Here is a 15,578-nt window from a genome sequence, read left to right as displayed (position 1 = left end):
GGAGCGGACGCCGGCTGCGGCATCGATCGGACCATTCATTCTCGAAAAAGCGACGGCGTATCCGATACGCCGCCACGGCAGGAAGTCACTCGGAATTTTCCGATGCGGCCAGATAGCACAGCAGCGCTATGCGGGTGCGGCGTGCGCGACCGTGGCGACCGCCGCGTTAACCATTCGTAAACCTTAACGGAATTCGTAAGTTGGTAACTTTTCCGCTTTCGTTGAACCGCCGGGTTCAGGCGTTCTTATGACGTCGAGCCGATTCTCAAGCGTGAGTCGTGGGGCCAAATAGAAAGCGGAGAACGCGATGAATATCGACGTCGACAAGCTATCGAAAAGGCTCGCAGCCAATGCAACCATAAGTGACTATGATTTCTGGCGCGCATCCAAGACGATCAACCAGGCGCTGTACATGATGGAAAGATACAATCTTCCCATCCCTATCGATGTCCTTCGAGCTCGGAACATCATTCGACAGGCAAGGAGCAGAAGAAAGAACTCTTTCTACTGAGGAGTAAGTCTTCGTCGACTAGTCTTCCTGCCTCTCGCATGGACAGAACAGATGCAGTCGGAGGCGGCCGCCTTACCAAAGACAATGCCCGGCAAAGCAGAGGTCGCGCCGGCACTTCCCGCCGGTTCCGCATTTGCGATATTAACCAAACCGCTTCCTGCGCGCTCTCACGACAGATGTTTGTTCAGGAAAGCGACCGTCCTTCCCCAGGCAAGTTCGGCGGCTTTCTTGTCGTAGCGCGCGGCCGACGTGTCGTTGTTGAAGGCATGGTTCGCGCCTTCATAGATATAGATCTGGAAGTCCTTGCCGTTCTTCTCCAATGCTTCCTGAAAAGCCGGGATGCCGGCATTGGTGCGCTCATCAAGCCCGGCATAGTGCAGGAGAAGCGCGGCATGGATCTTCGCCACATCCGTCGCGTCCGGCTGCATGCCGTAATAGGCGACGCCGGCGGCGAGGTCGGGCGCGTTGACGGCCGTACGGTTTGTCAGCCCGCCGCCCCAGCAAAAGCCGACCGCGCCAACCTTGCCCCTACCGTCAGGGCGTCCCCTCAGATACGTCACGGTCGCTACAGAATTGGCGGTTGTCTTCGCCGGATCGAGGGCGGAGATCATCTGGCGCGCCTTTTCCTCGTCCGCCGGGGTTCCGCCTGATGGGGTGAGGAAATCCGGCGCTAGTACCATGAAACCCTCAAGCGCCAGGCGCCGGGCGACATCCCGGATATGCTCGTTCAAGCCGCGGTTCTCGTGGATCACCATGACGGCGGGAAGTTTGCCGTCCTGACCGGCAGGCCGCACCAGATAGCCTTTCATCTCGCCGTCCGCTCCGGGATAAGCGATGTCCTCGCCCTTGATGCGTTCGTCGGTGGCCGCAACTATCGCGGCGCGTGCCGGATCGGCCGCAAGTAGCGGCGCGATCGCCGCCGCGGCGGCGCCCGACCCGGTCAACCTCGTGAGCGTTTCCATGAAACGACGGCGATCGAGAGTAAGGTGCGTATATTCGTCGTAGGCGTCGATCATGGCCTTTGTAATCTTCGGTTTCCGCATCGTCGTCTCCGCATCCCTGCCCCGCGCACCATCATATAATCGAGCGGCCGGACACCCCGGTCGAATAACGTTTTGGCGAGCGAGTTCCGGCCGCGCTTGCGTCGCCAGACATGTTGCCGAACAAAAGACCAAATTGCGGTTGCACTTGACGATGGCAAAGGTCGACGACGAGTCTATACTTCGACCGTCCCGGATATCCGGACCCGCGGTACATGCCGACGCGTTTTGCTTGATTGGCAAGGAGGACTGAAATGCTTGTTTCCAAATCTGCGCTCGCCGGCATAGCGGCGCTCGCCGGGCTTGGCTTTCTCGCGCTGCCCGTCTCGGCCCAGGCTGCCACGAGCAGCGTGAGCAAGGAATGCAGCGCGCAATATCAGGCGGCGAAGAAAGCCGGCACGCTGAACGGCCAGAAATGGCCGCAGTTCTATTCGGATTGCGCCGCCAAGATGAAGGGCGACGATTCTTCAGCCGAAGACACCACGGCCAAATCGAAGAAGGCAACCAAGTCCGACACTTCGACAAAAAAAGCCGAAAAGAAGGAAAAATCGACCTCGAAGGAGGCCAAATCCTCCGGCCAGAGCACGCAGCAGGTGTGCAGCCAGCAGTATCAGGCCGCGAAAGCCGCCGGCACGCTCGGTGGCAAGAAGTGGTCGCAGTTCTATTCGGATTGCGCGGCCGGATTGAAGGATGGCGGGTCGACCGCGGCCGAGGCCCCTGCCGCGCCGAAAACAACCAAGACGGCCAGCAAGTCCGAATCCACCGACCACATGACGACGCAGCAGATATGCAGCCAGCAATATCAGGCAGCTAAGTCGGCCGGCACGCTCGGCGGCAAGAAGTGGTCGCAATATTATTCGGACTGCGCCGCCGATATCCGCAACGATAAATCAGACGCTTCCGAAACGCCGGATGAGCCGAAGGTTCAGAAGACCGCAACGGGCAAGTACACGGTGCCGACCGTCGACAAGAACGGCAAGGCGCTGACGCCGGGCCAGGTCGCCTTCCGCCAGCGCATTCACGAATGCAGCGTCGAATACCAGCGCGACAAGGCGGCCGACCATCTCCGGGGCCAGAAATGGCCGCAATACTGGAGCGCGTGCAACACGCGGCTGAAGCAGGAAGACTGACCCCGATGGCTATCACGGCACAGGATATCGTTGGCCAGGTCGCTACGCGGCTTGGCCTCGACCAGGCGACGGCCGAGAAAACGGTCGGCACCATCCTCTCCGTCATCGACCACGAAGCGGAGGGGACGCAGGTCGAAGCGCTGTTCGACAAACTGGCTGGCGCACGAGAACTGGCCCAGCGTTACGATGTCATGGCGGCCGACCCGAGTTCCGGCGGAGGCGGGCTGATGGATATGCTCGGTTCCGCGCTCGGCGAGAAGGCTAGCGCCCTCCTCAAAGGCATTTCGCGCCTGAAGGAGTCAGGTCTTACCGTTGAGCAGGTCGAGCAGGCTGGCGAACAGTTCTTCCAGCAGGCGAAGGCTGCCGCCGGCCCGGATCTCGTCAAGGAGATCACAGACTCGGTTCCGGGAATGGCGAGCCATCTGGGGGCTTGAGTTTCATCGGACGAAACGGAAACGGCCCGGCACACTCCGGGCCGTTTTTTTGTGGATCGGCACAAGCGTAGGCATCCGATCTACTCGGTCCGTTCACAGGAGGAGATTCTTCCCTTGTTGGGTGGCGCTCTCAATCCTACTTGTTCAAAGCCTGTTGAACAATAAGCTGTCAGAACTGGACCGAGCCCATGCCAGCACTCTTCGACCCGATCGTCATCGGCGACTTGAAACTTCCGAACCGCATCCTGATGGCGCCGCTGACACGCAACCGCGCAGCGATGCCAGGCCGCGTGCCGAACGCCCTGATGAAGGAATACTATGTGCAGCGCGCCTCGGCAGGCGCGATCCTCACCGAAGCCACTTCCGTCACGCCCGAAGGCGTCGGCTATCCCGCAACGCCCGGCATCTGGTCGGAGGAGCAGGTTGGCGCATGGCGCGACATCACCGATGCCATTCATGAGGCCGGCGGCCGTATTCTCCTGCAACTGTGGCATGTCGGCCGTATCTCCGACCCGGCCTATCATGATGGCCGCCCGCCGGTTGCTCCAAGCGCGATCCGCCCGAACGGTCATGTCAGCCTTCTCCGACCGGCCCGCGACTACGTTACCCCGCGAGCGCTCGAAACTGAGGAAGTCGAAGGCGTGGTCGAGGCCTTCCGCAAGGGTGCGGAGAATGCCAAGCGCGCCGGCTTCGACGGTGTCGAGATCCACGGCGCCAACGGCTATCTGCTCGACCAGTTCCTGCAGGACGGTACCAACAAACGCACCGACCGCTACGGCGGCTCGCTTGAGAATCGTGCCCGCCTCCTGCTCGACGTGACCGATGCGGTGGTGTCCGTGTGGGGTCCGGGCCGTGTCGGCATGCATCTGGCACCGCGCGCCGATTCGCACGACATGGGCGACAGCGACCTGCCGTCGACCTTCGGCTATGTCGCGCGCGAGCTCGGCAAGCGTGGCATCGCTTTCATCATGGCGCGCGAATCGCTAGACGAGCCCCGCCTCGGGCCGGCGCTCAAGGCAGCTTTCGGCGGTGTCTATATCGCCAACGAAGGTCTTGACCCGGACACGGCCGGGCAATTGCTCGCAAATGGCGAGGCGGACGCCGCCGCCTTCGGTAAGCTCTTCATCGCCAATCCGGACCTGCCGGAGCGCATTCGGCTCAGCGCTCCCCTCAATCGGTGGCGCAGCGAAACCTTCTACTACGGCGGACCGGACGGATACACCAACTATCCGGCGCTCGCCGTGGCCGCCGAATAGACGAAGCCTTCGATACGCCGCGCTTGCGCCTTTCGCCGCCTTCGTCTACCGACGCGCGCGAAAGGATGGCCATGCCCGATTTCGTAACGGAAACGGTGCTCAAGCGCGACGTCTTCTCCGAGACGCACAAAGGGCACCTTGCCGGGGAGCCGGCGAGGCCCGTGATCCGCCGCATCGTTTCGGCCGCACCGTGGTGGTCGCGTCCGCTCGCCTGGGTACTGGCGCGCCGTGAGATCGCCGCCTTGCAAGCGGTCAAGGGCATGGACGGAACGCCACAACTCATCTCGACAGACCGGGATGGCCTGCTGCGCTCATGGAGCGAGGGAACGCCCTTGCATCTAGCGCGGCCGGCCGACGCGGCCTGGTACCGCGATGCGGAGCGGCTTCTGCGGCGGCTGCGCCGCGCGGGCATCACCCATAATGACCTCGCCAAACCGCAGAACTGGCTGATGACGCCGGACGGGGGCGCTGCCGTCATCGATTTCCAGCTCGCTTCCCGGCACAGGCGGCAGGGCGCTCTCTATCGACTGATGGCATACGAGGATTTCCGGCATCTCCTGAAACAGAAGCGCGCCTTTGCGCCCCACCTGATGACGCCGACCGCAAGGCGCATCCTTGCACGTCGATCCCTCCCCTCGCGGCTTTGGATGGCATCGGGCAAGAAACTCTACAACCTTGTCACCAAGGGTATATTCAAATGGTCGGACGGTGAAGGCACCGGCGACCGGATCGACCGCGAAGGCGCGGCGATCGTCGCGGCGCTCAAAGGCCGGCCGGGCGTAACCGACGTGGCGCTCACCCTCTATCCTCTGCCGAAGAAGGGGGTCGGCGTCTATGCTTTCGCCGAGGCGCCAAACGCGGACCCCGCAGACCTGAAGAGCCACGCGGCCAGCGCCGATTTGGTGCAGCCGGTCACCGCCTTGCCGCGCGCAGCCGACGGGCGCCCGCGGCTCGACATCCTCAGCCTCATCGCCATGAACCAGATGACCGAACTCGACGCAACGCTTTCCGGCGACCCGGACCTTGCCCGTATCGTCCGGCCGATCGCGGCGGCGCGGCTCAACTTCACCGATCGACGCATAGCGCGCATGGAAAAGAAGCCCATCGGATGAGCTCGCGAGCCCTCGCGGCCCAATTATGGCTCAATTGGTGATTACCGTTTCGGTAGCTTGTTAAATCCCTGAGGCCCTTACCATAATGCCTCATGATGATGCCCGAGTCGCCGTTTCCGGCCAAAGCCGACGTCTACGATCTTGAAGCGGTTCTTCTCGAGCTTGCCTTCGAGTTCGTCGATTTTACCGCCAGCGGTTTCGACGCGGCGGTACAGGCGGCGGCGGAAAAGGTCAGCGCGTCGGTGCTGTTCAATGTCCGCTTCGACCAGCCGCGCTATCAGCGTGCGGCCGCAGTGGAAACGATGCCGCAAGGCAAGCTCTACCTCCTCCTGCTGGACCGGAAAGGCCGGAAGGTGGATGTGCTGACTGTGCCGGAGGATCATCGGCGGGTGGTCGAGGAAGTGAGGGAGTGGGCGGCCCGCCCGCTTGCGATGCAGGCGAGCGTGGACAGCCAGACCCAGCTCAAGCTTTTGCTTTATGCGGCCTGCGCACCGCTGCGCGCCGCCGGTTAGGGGCGGGATAGGCGTCGTCTCCTGCCCGGTTTGTGTGGCCTTTTGCCGCCGAATCACTACATTCCCCGGAAATGGCTGGTCTTCCCGACGATATGCCTTTCTTCGACGAGCCCGGCGGGCCGCGCCCGTCCGGTATCGCCGCGCGCGCCATGGCTGCGCGGCAGGGGTCGGCGCCGGATTATCTGAAGGGGCTCAATCCCGAGCAGCGCCTTGCGGTGGAGACGACGGAAGGCCCGGTTCTCGTTCTGGCCGGCGCCGGCACCGGCAAGACGCGCGTGCTGACGACGCGCATCGCCCATATCCTCGCCACTGGCCGTGCCTTCCCCTCTCAAATCCTCGCTGTCACCTTCACCAACAAGGCCGCGCGCGAGATGAAGGAGAGGATCGGTCTACTCGTCGGCGAGGCGGTCGAGGGCATGCCCTGGCTCGGCACCTTCCACTCGATCGGTGTCAAGCTCTTGCGCCGTCATGCGGAGCTCGCGGGCCTGAAATCGGGCTTCACCATCCTCGACACGGATGATGTCATCCGCCTCATCCGCCAGCTCATCCAGGCGGAAGGGCTCGACGACAAGCGCTGGCCGGCGCGCCAGTTCGCCATGATGATCGACGGCTGGAAGAACAAGGGGCTTGGCCCCGCCGACATTCCCGAAGGCGACGCGAGGAGCTTCGGCAACGGCAAGGGTCGCAAGCTCTATACGGACTATCAGCAGCGGCTGAAGACGCTGAACGCCTGCGACTTCGGCGATCTTTTGCTGCACCCGATCCGTATTTTCCGCGAGAATCCGGATGTGCTGCGCGAATATCACCGCCGGTTCAAATACATCCTCGTCGACGAGTACCAGGATACCAACACCGCGCAATATCTGTGGCTGAGGCTGTTGGCGCAGCGGCCGAACGGTCGTCCGATCTCCCCCCTTGAGGGGGAGATCGGCAGTTCCACCGTCAATATTTGTTGTGTGGGCGATGACGACCAGTCGATCTATGGCTGGCGCGGAGCGGAGGTGGACAACATCCTGCGCTTCGATAAGGATTTTCCGGGCGCCGTCGTGATCCGGCTGGAGCGCAACTACCGCTCGACGGCCCACATCCTCGGCGCCGCCTCGCACCTGATCGCGCACAATGAAGGCCGGCTCGGCAAGACGCTTTTCACGGATGCGGCGGACCCGGACGACGCCAAGGTTATCGTGCACGCCGCATGGGATTCCGAGGAAGAGGCTCGCGCCGTCGGGGAGGAGATTGAGGCGCTGCAGGCGAAGGGCCACAAACTCAACGACATGGCGATCCTCGTGCGCGCGTCCTTCCAGATGCGCGAATTCGAGGATCGATTCGTCACGCTCGGCCTCAACTACCGCGTCATCGGTGGTCCTCGCTTCTACGAGCGCCAGGAAATCCGCGACGCCATGGCTTATTTCCGCGTCGTCGCGCAAGGCGCCGACGATCTCGCCTTCGAGCGCATCGTCAACGTGCCGAAGCGCGGCCTCGGCGAAGCGGCGGTCCGCCAGATCCACGATGTCGCGCGCGGTGGCGGCATTCCAATGCTGGAGGCTGCCACCGACCTCGCCGAAAGCGACGAGATGAAGCCGAAGCCGCGCGCAGCGCTTCGCCAGCTCACGGCCGGCTTCGCCCGCTGGCAGAAGGCGCTCGATTCCACGCCGCATACGGAGTTGGCCGAGACCATCCTGGAGGAAAGCGGCTACACGGAAATGTGGAAGAACGACCGCTCGGCGGAAGCGCCCGGTCGGCTCGACAACCTCAAGGAGCTGATCCGCTCCATGGAGGAGTTCGAGTCCATGCGCTCCTTCCTCGAGCATGTCGCGCTGGTGATGGAGGCGGAGCAGAGCGAGGGGCTCGATGCCGTCAATATCATGACGCTGCATTCGGCCAAGGGGCTGGAATTCGAAACCGTCTACCTGCCCGGCTGGGAAGAAGGCCTGTTTCCGCATCAGCGCGCGCTGGACGAGGGCGGTCGCTCGGGCCTCGAGGAGGAGCGGCGGCTTGCCTATGTCGGCGTAACCCGCGCCAAGCGCAACCTGCACATCTGGTTCGTCTCCAACCGCCGCATCCACGGGCTCTGGCAATCGACCATACCCTCCCGCTTCCTCGACGAATTGCCTGAGAAGCACGTCGAGGTGGCCGACGCCGGCAATTCCTACGGCGGCTACGGCAATCCCTATGGTGGCGGCTCCTTCGCATCCGGGCGCGGCGGCTTCGGCGCTGGCCGGCAGAATCCCTACGGCGCGTCGCGCTTCGACGATGTCGGCGAACGCTCCTTCTCCAACACTTATGCCACGCCCGGCTGGCAGCGGGCACAGCAGAACCGGACCCAGGCGACCGACCGCAACTGGGGCACGCGCTCAGGTCACTCCGTCGAGCGTATAGGCTATGGCGAGACGGATTCAGGTTATGGCGCCGGCCGCGGCTCGGTTAAAGGCCGCACCATCGAGGGCGAACTGGTGGCGAAATCGGTCTCCTCCGACCCCTCCCCCTTCAAGGTCGGCGATCGCGTCTTCCACCAGAAATTCGGCAACGGAAACGTGTCAGCGATCGAAGGCAACAAGCTCACCATCGACTTCGACAAGGCCGGGCAGAAACGCGTGCTGGACGGGTTTGTGAAGGGGGTGTGAATTCTCCGGCAATGCCGGAAGCGGCGACCTGTGGTGCGTCCTTCGAGGCTCGCTTCGCTCGCACCTCAGGATGAGGGGGGCGGCGTCTGTGGTCCTCAGTTATTCTTGTTCTGGATTCCGAGGTTTCCTAGGCTCCAATTCCTCAAAATTAAGGTGCTTCGCCCCCAACCTCCCTCATCCTGAGGTGCGAGCGAAGCGAGCCTCGAAGGACGCACGGAAACACCAGCGACCGCCATGCCCTCCCAAAAGAAAAAGCCGGGATCATGCCCGGCTTTTTCGTCTGTATCAGTGGGAAACGGCGATCAGTTCACCGCGTCCTTGAGGCCCTTGCCGGCGGAGAATTTCGGCGCCTTACGGGCCGGAATCTTCACCGGAGCGCCGGTCTGCGGGTTACGCCCGGTGGACGCTTCCCTCTTGACCACCGAAAAATTGCCGAAGCCGACCAGACGGACATCACCGCCCTTCTTCAGCTCCTTGGTGATGACGGAAAACACCGCATCGACCGCCGCCTGGGCCTTGCCCTTTTCCAGCCCGGCCTCGTCAGCGACTGCAGAAACCAGTTCGTTCTTATTCATAAACAATCCCCTTCCTCAGGAAACCGGACTCTCGACTCAACCGGCAGAGGGGCACCTTAGTTAGAAGTTGTGCCGCAACCAAGACGAAAACGACGCAATTCTTTGAAGAAAGCCCGGATTTCCGCGGTTTTGAACAAAAAAGACCGGGCGCAAGGCCCGGTCTTTCGAGTTTCGTACGGATCGTTCAGTGCGCGACCGTTTGCGTAGCCGCATCTTCGAGCCCATCGGTCGTCGCCGGAGGGCTCACCGGCTCGGTCCACTCGATCGGTTCGGGCATAGTGGTGAGCGCATGCCTGAGCACCTCGCCCACCCTCGAGACCGGAACGATCTCCATGCCGCTCTTCACATTGTCCGGAATATCCGCCAGATCCTTGGCGTTTTCTTCCGGGATCAGCACCTTCTTGATGCCGCCGCGAAGCGCTGCAAGCAGCTTTTCCTTCAATCCGCCGATCGGCAGCACCCGGCCGCGAAGTGTGATCTCGCCCGTCATGGCGATATCCTTGCGGACGGGAATGCCGGTCATCACCGAGACGATCGCCGTCGCCATCGCCACGCCAGCCGACGGTCCGTCCTTCGGGGTCGCCCCTTCGGGAACGTGGACGTGGATGTCGCGCTTGTCGAAGAGCGGCGGCTCGATGCCGAAATCGATAGCCCTCGAGCGGACATAGGAAGCCGCGGCCGAGATCGATTCCTTCATCACGTCCTTCAGGTTGCCGGTCACCGTCATGCGGCCCTTGCCGGGCATCATGACGCCCTCGATCGTCAGCAACTCGCCGCCGACCTCGGTCCAGGCAAGGCCCGTCACCACACCGATCTGATCCTCTCCGTCGATCTGACCGAAGCGGAAGCGCTGAACGCCGAGATAGTCCGCCAGGTTCTCCGGCGTGACATGCACGGCCTTCTTCTCGCCCTTCGAGCGCAGGATCTCGGTGACCGCCTTACGCGCCAGCTTCATCAACTCGCGCTCGAAGTTACGGACGCCGGCTTCCCGCGTGTAGGTGCGCACGATCTCGCGCAACGCCTCGTCGCTGACCGAGAACTCCTCGGCCTTCAGTGCGTGGTCCCTCACCGCCTTCGGCAGCAGGTGCCGCTTGGCGATCTCGACCTTCTCGTCTTCCGTGTAGCCGGCGATACGGATGATCTCCATGCGGTCCATCAGGGCCGGCGGGATATTCAGCGTGTTCGCCGTCGTCACGAACATGACGTTCGACAGGTCGTAATCGACCTCGAGATAGTGGTCGTTGAAGGTGTGGTTCTGTTCCGGATCGAGCACCTCGAGCAGCGCCGAGGACGGATCGCCACGGAAATCCATGCCCATCTTGTCGATCTCGTCGAGCAGGAAGAGCGGGTTGGACTTCTTGGCCTTCTTCATCGACTGGATGACCTTGCCGGGCATCGAGCCGATATAGGTCCGCCTGTGGCCGCGTATCTCGGCCTCGTCACGCACGCCGCCAAGCGCCATGCGCACGAACTCGCGGCCGGTCGCCTTGGCGATCGACTTGCCGAGCGAGGTCTTGCCGACGCCCGGAGGGCCGACGAGACACAGGATCGGTCCCTTGAGCTTGTTCTGGCGGCTCTGCACGGCGAGATATTCGACGATGCGCTCCTTGACCTTGTCGAGACCGAAATGGTCCGCGTCGAGGACTTCCTGGGCGTATTCCAGGTCGTTCTTGAGCTTGGACTTCTTGTTCCACGGGATCGAAAGCAGCCAGTCGAGATAGTTGCGAACGACGGTCGCTTCCGCCGACATGGGCGACATGGAGCGGAGCTTCTTCAACTCGGCATTCGCCTTCTCGCGCGCTTCCTTCGACAACTTTGCCTTCTTGATGCGCTCCTCGATTTCGGCTGCCTCGTCGCGGCCGTCCTCGCCCTCGCCGAGTTCCTTCTGGATCGCCTTCATCTGCTCGTTGAGGTAGTATTCGCGCTGTGTCTTCTCCATCTGCCGCTTGACGCGGGAGCGGATGCGCTTCTCCACCTGGAGCACGGAGATCTCGGATTCCATGAAGCCCATCGCCTTCTCCAACCGCTCCTTGACGGAGAGCGTGGCGAGCATTTCCTGCTTCTCGGGGATCTTGATGGCCAGATGCGAAGCTACCGTATCGGCGAGCTTGGAATAGTCGTCGATCTGGCTGGCCGCGCCGACCACTTCGGGCGAAATCTTCTTGTTGAGCTTCACGTAGTTCTCGAAATCGGAGACGACCGAACGCGCAAGCGCCTCGATCTCCACCTCTTCCTCGCTAGGCTCATGAAGGATTTCGGCCTCGGCCTCGTGAAACTGCTCCTCTTCGGTAAAGCGCGTGATCTTCGCGCGCACCGTGCCTTCCACCAGCACCTTGACAGTACCGTCGGGCAGCTTGAGGAGCTGGAGCACGTTGGCGAGCGTGCCGACATCGTAGATCGCGCTGGCTTCGGGATCGTCGTCGGCAGCATTCATCTGGGTGGCAAGCAGAATCTGCTTGTCCGCACCCATGACCTCCTCGAGCGCCTTGATCGACTTCTCGCGGCCGACGAAGAGCGGCACAATCATATGCGGGAAGACGACGATGTCGCGCAGCGGCAGGACCGCATAGGCCCCCTTCTGCGAGGCGGCGCCTGGAGCGTTGGATGATTTGCTCATTCTCTTGCCTTTCCGATCGCGGCCGCCTTTGGCCAACCGCGAATCTCAGTTTAACGGCCGCGGCTCTTTCCGCCCATAACCCTTTCGAAGGGCCTCTTGATCGGCACGGAATTCCCACGACCTCGTTGCCGCTTACGTGGATGTTGCGCCTGCTAAGATCAAGGGCCAGTTCCCTGCCCATTGGGCAGGGCGGATATGCGAAGTCGGCATAAGGTCGGACAGGCAAGCCGCGTCAGGCGCTGACGTTGCCTTTTTCCTTCTTGGTGTCGGAATAGATGTAGAGCGGCCTTGCATTGCCGGAAACCACTTCTTCCGAAATCACCACCTCGCGAACGCCTTCCAGCGCCGGCAGCTCGAACATGGTGTCGAGCAGGATCGCCTCCATGATGGAGCGCAGGCCGCGAGCGCCGGTCTTACGTTCAATCGCCCGCTTGGCGATCGCCGAAAGTGCGTTCTCGTGGAAGGTCAGATCCACATTCTCCATCTCGAAGAGCCGCTGGTACTGCTTGACCAGAGCGTTCTTCGGCTCCGTCAGGATCTGGATCAGCGCCGGCTCATCGAGGTCCTCTAGCGTGGCAAGTACCGGCAGGCGGCCGACGAATTCGGGAATGAGACCGAACTTCAGCAAGTCCTCCGGCTCGACCTTGCGGAAGAGATCGCCGGTGCGGCGTTCATCGGGCGAGGCGACCGTCGCGCCAAAGCCGATCGAGGTCTTGCGACCACGATCCGAGATGATCTTGTCGAGCCCGGCGAAGGCCCCACCGCAGATGAACAGGATGTTGGCCGTATCGACCTGAAGGAACTCCTGCTGCGGATGCTTGCGGCCGCCCTGCGGCGGCACGGAAGCGACCGTGCCTTCCATGATCTTCAGGAGCGCCTGCTGCACGCCCTCGCCCGACACGTCGCGCGTGATCGACGGATTGTCGGCCTTGCGCGAAATCTTGTCGATCTCGTCGATATAGACGATGCCGCGCTGCGCCCGCTCGACATTGTAGTCCGCCGATTGCAGGAGCTTGAGGATGATATTCTCGACATCCTCGCCGACATAGCCTGCCTCCGTCAGCGTCGTGGCGTCGGCCATGGTGAAGGGCACGTCGATGATGCGCGCCAGGGTCTGCGCCAGGAGCGTCTTGCCGCAGCCGGTCGGGCCGATCAGCAGGATGTTCGACTTGGCGAGCTCGACGTCGTTGTTCTTGCCGGCATGCGCCAGCCGCTTGTAGTGGTTATGCACCGCCACCGACAGCACGCGCTTGGCGTAGGGCTGCCCGATCACGTAGTCGTCGAGAACGGCGAGGATCTCCTGCGGAGTCGGCACGCCCTCGCGCGACTTCACCATCGAGGTCTTGTTCTCCTCGCGGATGATATCCATGCAGAGTTCGACGCACTCGTCGCAGATGAATACCGTCGGCCCGGCAATCAGCTTGCGGACCTCGTGCTGGCTCTTGCCGCAGAACGAGCAGTAGAGGGTATTCTTGCTGTCGCCACCCCCCGCGTTGCCGACCTTGCTCATGTCTCACGTTCCTTTTCGCGTCCGTCCGGCCAACCGGCTGCTTCCAGTCCTGCGATCCTATTGCCCCAAAGCTCCTATGCCAACATCCCCTTTGTCAGCAGCAGCCCCAGGGCAACCGTCCCACCGCACCCTTCCGTACGAACCACGAATCGGAAAACGCGGCAACGAGCGAGCGAATCTGTACCAAAGTTAGGCCGTTGAAAAATCAACATAGGCTTAACGTAGGCTGTCGCCCAACCGGTGGGAACAGGTAATTGTGACAGAAATGACGCAGAGCGTTTCAATTCAGCGTCATTTCCAGTGTTTACGCCGAGAATTATCCCGCCGCGGCCGCCGTTTCGAGCGCTTCGCGCGTCGAATGGACCTTATCCACGATGCCGAATTCCCTGGCTTCTTCCGCAGTCATGAAATGATCGCGGTCGAGCGTGCTCTCGATCGTGTCGTAGTCGCGACCCGTATGCTTCTCGTAGATCTCGTTCAGGCGCCGTTTCAGCTTGATTATATCCTGGGCATGGCGCTCGATGTCGGACGCCTGTCCCTGGAAGCCGCCCGACGGCTGATGCACCATGATGCGGGCGTTCGGCGTGGCGAAGCGCATGTCTTTTTCGCCGGCACACAGCAGAAGCGAACCCATCGACGCCGCCTGGCCGATGCAGAGCGTCGAAACCGCCGGCTTGATGAACTGCATGGTGTCGTAGATGGCGAGGCCCGAGGTCACCACGCCGCCCGGCGAGTTGATGTAGAGGCTGATCTCCTTCTTCGGGTTCTCCGCCTCAAGGAAGAGAAGCTGCGCGCAGACCAGCGTCGACATGCCGTCCTCGATCGGCCCGGTGATGAAGATGATGCGTTCCTTCAGGAGACGCGAAAAGATGTCGTAGGCGCGCTCGCCGCGATTGGTCTGCTCGACCACCATCGGTACGAGGTTCATGAATGTCTCGGTCGGGCTTTTCATGGAGAGTCCTTTTCGCGGGGGCCGATCCCGTACCCAAAAAGCGGAATCGATTCGATCCGTGTTTCCCCGATAAATAGGTTGGCCGCACCGTCCGGCGCAAGCCCACACGACACTGCCGCCAGGTTAGTCGGAGAAATGGTTTATACGGCTTCCGCCCGCAGCCATCTCGCAAGCGTGCCGGTGTCACCGCTATCGACCGCGGCGGCAACGCGGCGACCGACCGCCGCGCCGAATTTATAACCATGCCCGGAGCAGGCCGACACGACGACGGCGCGACCGATTTCCGTGCCGAGAAAGCGCTCGTCGGCGGTGAATGTGTAGGCGCAGGTACGCACGTCCTTTACGCGATATTCGCTGATCCTGGCGAGCGGCGGCGCGAACAGATCGCGGATCGCCTCGCCTTCACCCGGTTCCGGCACACGACGGGCATCAGCGTCCGGCGAGGCGAATTTGTGCAGTCCAGAACCGAATTTCAGCCCGCCCTCCCCGGAAGGCGGAATGATGTAACCATCGGTCCGGCCACCGACGTCGAGGATGACGGGCGCGGCTGCCCACGCACCGGCAAGATCGGCCGGCGGTTCGAGATAGACTACGGCCGTGCGGTACGCCGTCAGGCGATCGGCAAGTTCGGGGAAGAGTTTCAGCACCCAGGCGCCTGCCGTCACGACGATACGGTCGGCCGATAGTATCGTTCCGTCCGTAAGCGTGACCGTGCCCTGCCCGCTATCCACCTCAGCGACGCGGGTCTTCGGGCGAAGCTCGGCGCCATTCGCCTGCAGCCACCCGGAAAGGCCTTCGGCTATCCGCCTGCAATGAAGCGCGCCACCCTCCTTGGAGAAGAACGCGTAACGGAAGGCGCCGGCGTCGAGGAACGGCCAGCGTTCGGCCGCCGCCGCCGGCGGCAATAGCTCGAACGGATAGTTTCCGCTCTCCAGTCCTTCACGATATTCCTCCGCTTCATCGCCCGGTTCGCGCGAGACGGCCATGAAGCCCCGCGGATCGTAGTGGCTTTTGCCGAGATCGGCCCAAAGCTCGTCCCATGCAGCATAGGCTTCGGTGATGGCGGCGCCGTAGCCTGTCGCAGCGCCATAGGCGCGTCGGATGATGCGGTGATGGTCGCCGGAGGCGCCGAGCGGATTGGGGATCGGCCCCTGCTCGATAAGCGTGACATGATGGCCGCGCTTCGTCAGCGCCCAGGCGCTCGACAGCCCGGCGATACCACCCCCGACAACAATGATTTTCATTCTCGCCTCGAAACTTGCTTCGCGGTCAAGCTTAGAGGCTGGCGGCCGCGTGGCAAGCCGC

The 15,578-nt window shown here is 62.4% G+C and carries 13 protein-coding genes; 7 read left to right on the top strand and 6 right to left on the bottom strand.

Annotation, left to right across the window (positions count from 1 at the left end; all coding sequences use genetic code 11):
* The first annotated feature begins 307 nt into the window (after positions 1–307).
* Positions 308–511, top strand: a complete 204-nt coding sequence (locus RBH77_RS13555; RefSeq protein ID WP_311028125.1) for a hypothetical protein — start codon at positions 308–310, stop codon at positions 509–511.
* A gap of 167 nt (positions 512–678) precedes the next feature.
* On the opposite strand, the gene RBH77_RS13550 is transcribed toward RBH77_RS13555, so the two are convergent.
* Positions 679–1,554 (bottom strand): dienelactone hydrolase family protein, encoded by an 876-nt coding sequence (locus RBH77_RS13550; RefSeq protein ID WP_311028124.1) that lies wholly within the window; start codon positions 1,552–1,554, stop codon positions 679–681.
* A 251-nt stretch (positions 1,555–1,805) separates the two neighbouring features.
* Between RBH77_RS13550 and RBH77_RS13545 the strand changes: the two genes are divergently transcribed.
* The 6 genes from RBH77_RS13545 to RBH77_RS13520 all read left to right on the top strand — a co-directional run bounded on the left by RBH77_RS13545 (position 1,806) and on the right by RBH77_RS13520 (position 8,619).
* Positions 1,806–2,681 carry a hypothetical protein gene (locus RBH77_RS13545; RefSeq protein WP_311028123.1) on the top strand — a complete coding sequence of 292 codons (876 nt, stop codon included), beginning with the start codon at positions 1,806–1,808 and terminating at the stop codon, positions 2,679–2,681.
* Positions 2,682–2,686: 5 nt separating this feature from the next.
* Positions 2,687–3,115: a hypothetical protein gene (locus tag RBH77_RS13540; RefSeq protein WP_311028122.1), complete on the top strand. Its 429-nt coding sequence runs from the start codon at positions 2,687–2,689 to the stop codon at positions 3,113–3,115.
* A gap of 188 nt (positions 3,116–3,303) precedes the next feature.
* Entirely contained in the window at positions 3,304–4,371 is a 1,068-nt protein-coding gene (locus RBH77_RS13535) for an alkene reductase (protein ID WP_311028121.1), read from the top strand.
* A 71-nt stretch (positions 4,372–4,442) separates the two neighbouring features.
* On the top strand, positions 4,443–5,483 hold the full coding sequence (locus tag RBH77_RS13530) for a phosphotransferase (protein WP_311028120.1): 1,041 nt from the start codon (positions 4,443–4,445) through the stop codon (positions 5,481–5,483).
* A 92-nt stretch (positions 5,484–5,575) separates the two neighbouring features.
* Positions 5,576–5,995, top strand: a complete 420-nt coding sequence (locus tag RBH77_RS13525) for a hypothetical protein (protein ID WP_311028119.1) — start codon at positions 5,576–5,578, stop codon at positions 5,993–5,995.
* 71 nt (positions 5,996–6,066) lie between these two features.
* Positions 6,067–8,619: an ATP-dependent helicase gene (locus RBH77_RS13520; RefSeq protein WP_311028118.1), complete on the top strand. Its 2,553-nt coding sequence runs from the start codon at positions 6,067–6,069 to the stop codon at positions 8,617–8,619.
* 302 nt (positions 8,620–8,921) lie between these two features.
* Here RBH77_RS13520 and RBH77_RS13515 read toward each other — a convergent pair whose 3' ends face one another.
* The 5 genes from RBH77_RS13515 to RBH77_RS13495 all read right to left on the bottom strand — a co-directional run bounded on the left by RBH77_RS13515 (position 8,922) and on the right by RBH77_RS13495 (position 15,517).
* Positions 8,922–9,194, bottom strand: a complete 273-nt coding sequence (locus tag RBH77_RS13515) for an HU family DNA-binding protein (RefSeq protein WP_311028117.1) — start codon at positions 9,192–9,194, stop codon at positions 8,922–8,924.
* Between the two features lie 184 nt (positions 9,195–9,378).
* Positions 9,379–11,811, bottom strand: coding sequence for an endopeptidase La (gene lon / locus RBH77_RS13510; protein ID WP_311028116.1), 2,433 nt, complete (start codon positions 11,809–11,811; stop codon positions 9,379–9,381).
* Positions 11,812–12,043: 232 nt separating this feature from the next.
* Positions 12,044–13,321, bottom strand: coding sequence for an ATP-dependent Clp protease ATP-binding subunit ClpX (clpX, locus tag RBH77_RS13505; protein ID WP_311028115.1), 1,278 nt, complete (start codon positions 13,319–13,321; stop codon positions 12,044–12,046).
* Between the two features lie 316 nt (positions 13,322–13,637).
* Positions 13,638–14,273, bottom strand: coding sequence for an ATP-dependent Clp protease proteolytic subunit (locus RBH77_RS13500; protein WP_311028114.1), 636 nt, complete (start codon positions 14,271–14,273; stop codon positions 13,638–13,640).
* Between the two features lie 140 nt (positions 14,274–14,413).
* Positions 14,414–15,517 carry an NAD(P)/FAD-dependent oxidoreductase gene (locus RBH77_RS13495; RefSeq protein WP_311028113.1) on the bottom strand — a complete coding sequence of 368 codons (1,104 nt, stop codon included), beginning with the start codon at positions 15,515–15,517 and terminating at the stop codon, positions 14,414–14,416.
* Between the last annotated feature and the right edge of the window lie 61 nt (positions 15,518–15,578).

The sequence above is a fragment of the Mesorhizobium koreense genome (assembly GCF_031656215.1).
Taxonomy (GTDB): domain Bacteria; phylum Pseudomonadota; class Alphaproteobacteria; order Rhizobiales; family Rhizobiaceae; genus Mesorhizobium_L; species Mesorhizobium_L koreense.
This window is presented reverse-complemented; position numbering and strand designations above follow the sequence as displayed.

What these genes read in the sequence shown, in the direction of transcription:
- RBH77_RS13555 (WP_311028125.1), top strand. Translation starts at nt 308, where the DNA reads ATGAATATCGACGTCGACAAGCTATCGAAAAGGCTCGCAGCCAATGCA.
- RBH77_RS13550 (WP_311028124.1), bottom strand. Translation starts at nt 1,554, where the DNA reads ATGCGGAAACCGAAGATTACAAAGGCCATGATCGACGCCTACGACGAA.
- RBH77_RS13545 (WP_311028123.1), top strand. Translation starts at nt 1,806, where the DNA reads ATGCTTGTTTCCAAATCTGCGCTCGCCGGCATAGCGGCGCTCGCCGGG.
- RBH77_RS13540 (WP_311028122.1), top strand. Translation starts at nt 2,687, where the DNA reads ATGGCTATCACGGCACAGGATATCGTTGGCCAGGTCGCTACGCGGCTT.
- RBH77_RS13535 (WP_311028121.1), top strand. Translation starts at nt 3,304, where the DNA reads ATGCCAGCACTCTTCGACCCGATCGTCATCGGCGACTTGAAACTTCCG.
- RBH77_RS13530 (WP_311028120.1), top strand. Translation starts at nt 4,443, where the DNA reads ATGCCCGATTTCGTAACGGAAACGGTGCTCAAGCGCGACGTCTTCTCC.
- RBH77_RS13525 (WP_311028119.1), top strand. Translation starts at nt 5,576, where the DNA reads ATGATGATGCCCGAGTCGCCGTTTCCGGCCAAAGCCGACGTCTACGAT.
- RBH77_RS13520 (WP_311028118.1), top strand. Translation starts at nt 6,067, where the DNA reads ATGGCTGGTCTTCCCGACGATATGCCTTTCTTCGACGAGCCCGGCGGG.
- RBH77_RS13515 (WP_311028117.1), bottom strand. Translation starts at nt 9,194, where the DNA reads ATGAATAAGAACGAACTGGTTTCTGCAGTCGCTGACGAGGCCGGGCTG.
- lon (WP_311028116.1), bottom strand. Translation starts at nt 11,811, where the DNA reads ATGAGCAAATCATCCAACGCTCCAGGCGCCGCCTCGCAGAAGGGGGCC.
- clpX (WP_311028115.1), bottom strand. Translation starts at nt 13,321, where the DNA reads ATGAGCAAGGTCGGCAACGCGGGGGGTGGCGACAGCAAGAATACCCTC.
- RBH77_RS13500 (WP_311028114.1), bottom strand. Translation starts at nt 14,273, where the DNA reads ATGAAAAGCCCGACCGAGACATTCATGAACCTCGTACCGATGGTGGTC.
- RBH77_RS13495 (WP_311028113.1), bottom strand. Translation starts at nt 15,517, where the DNA reads ATGAAAATCATTGTTGTCGGGGGTGGTATCGCCGGGCTGTCGAGCGCC.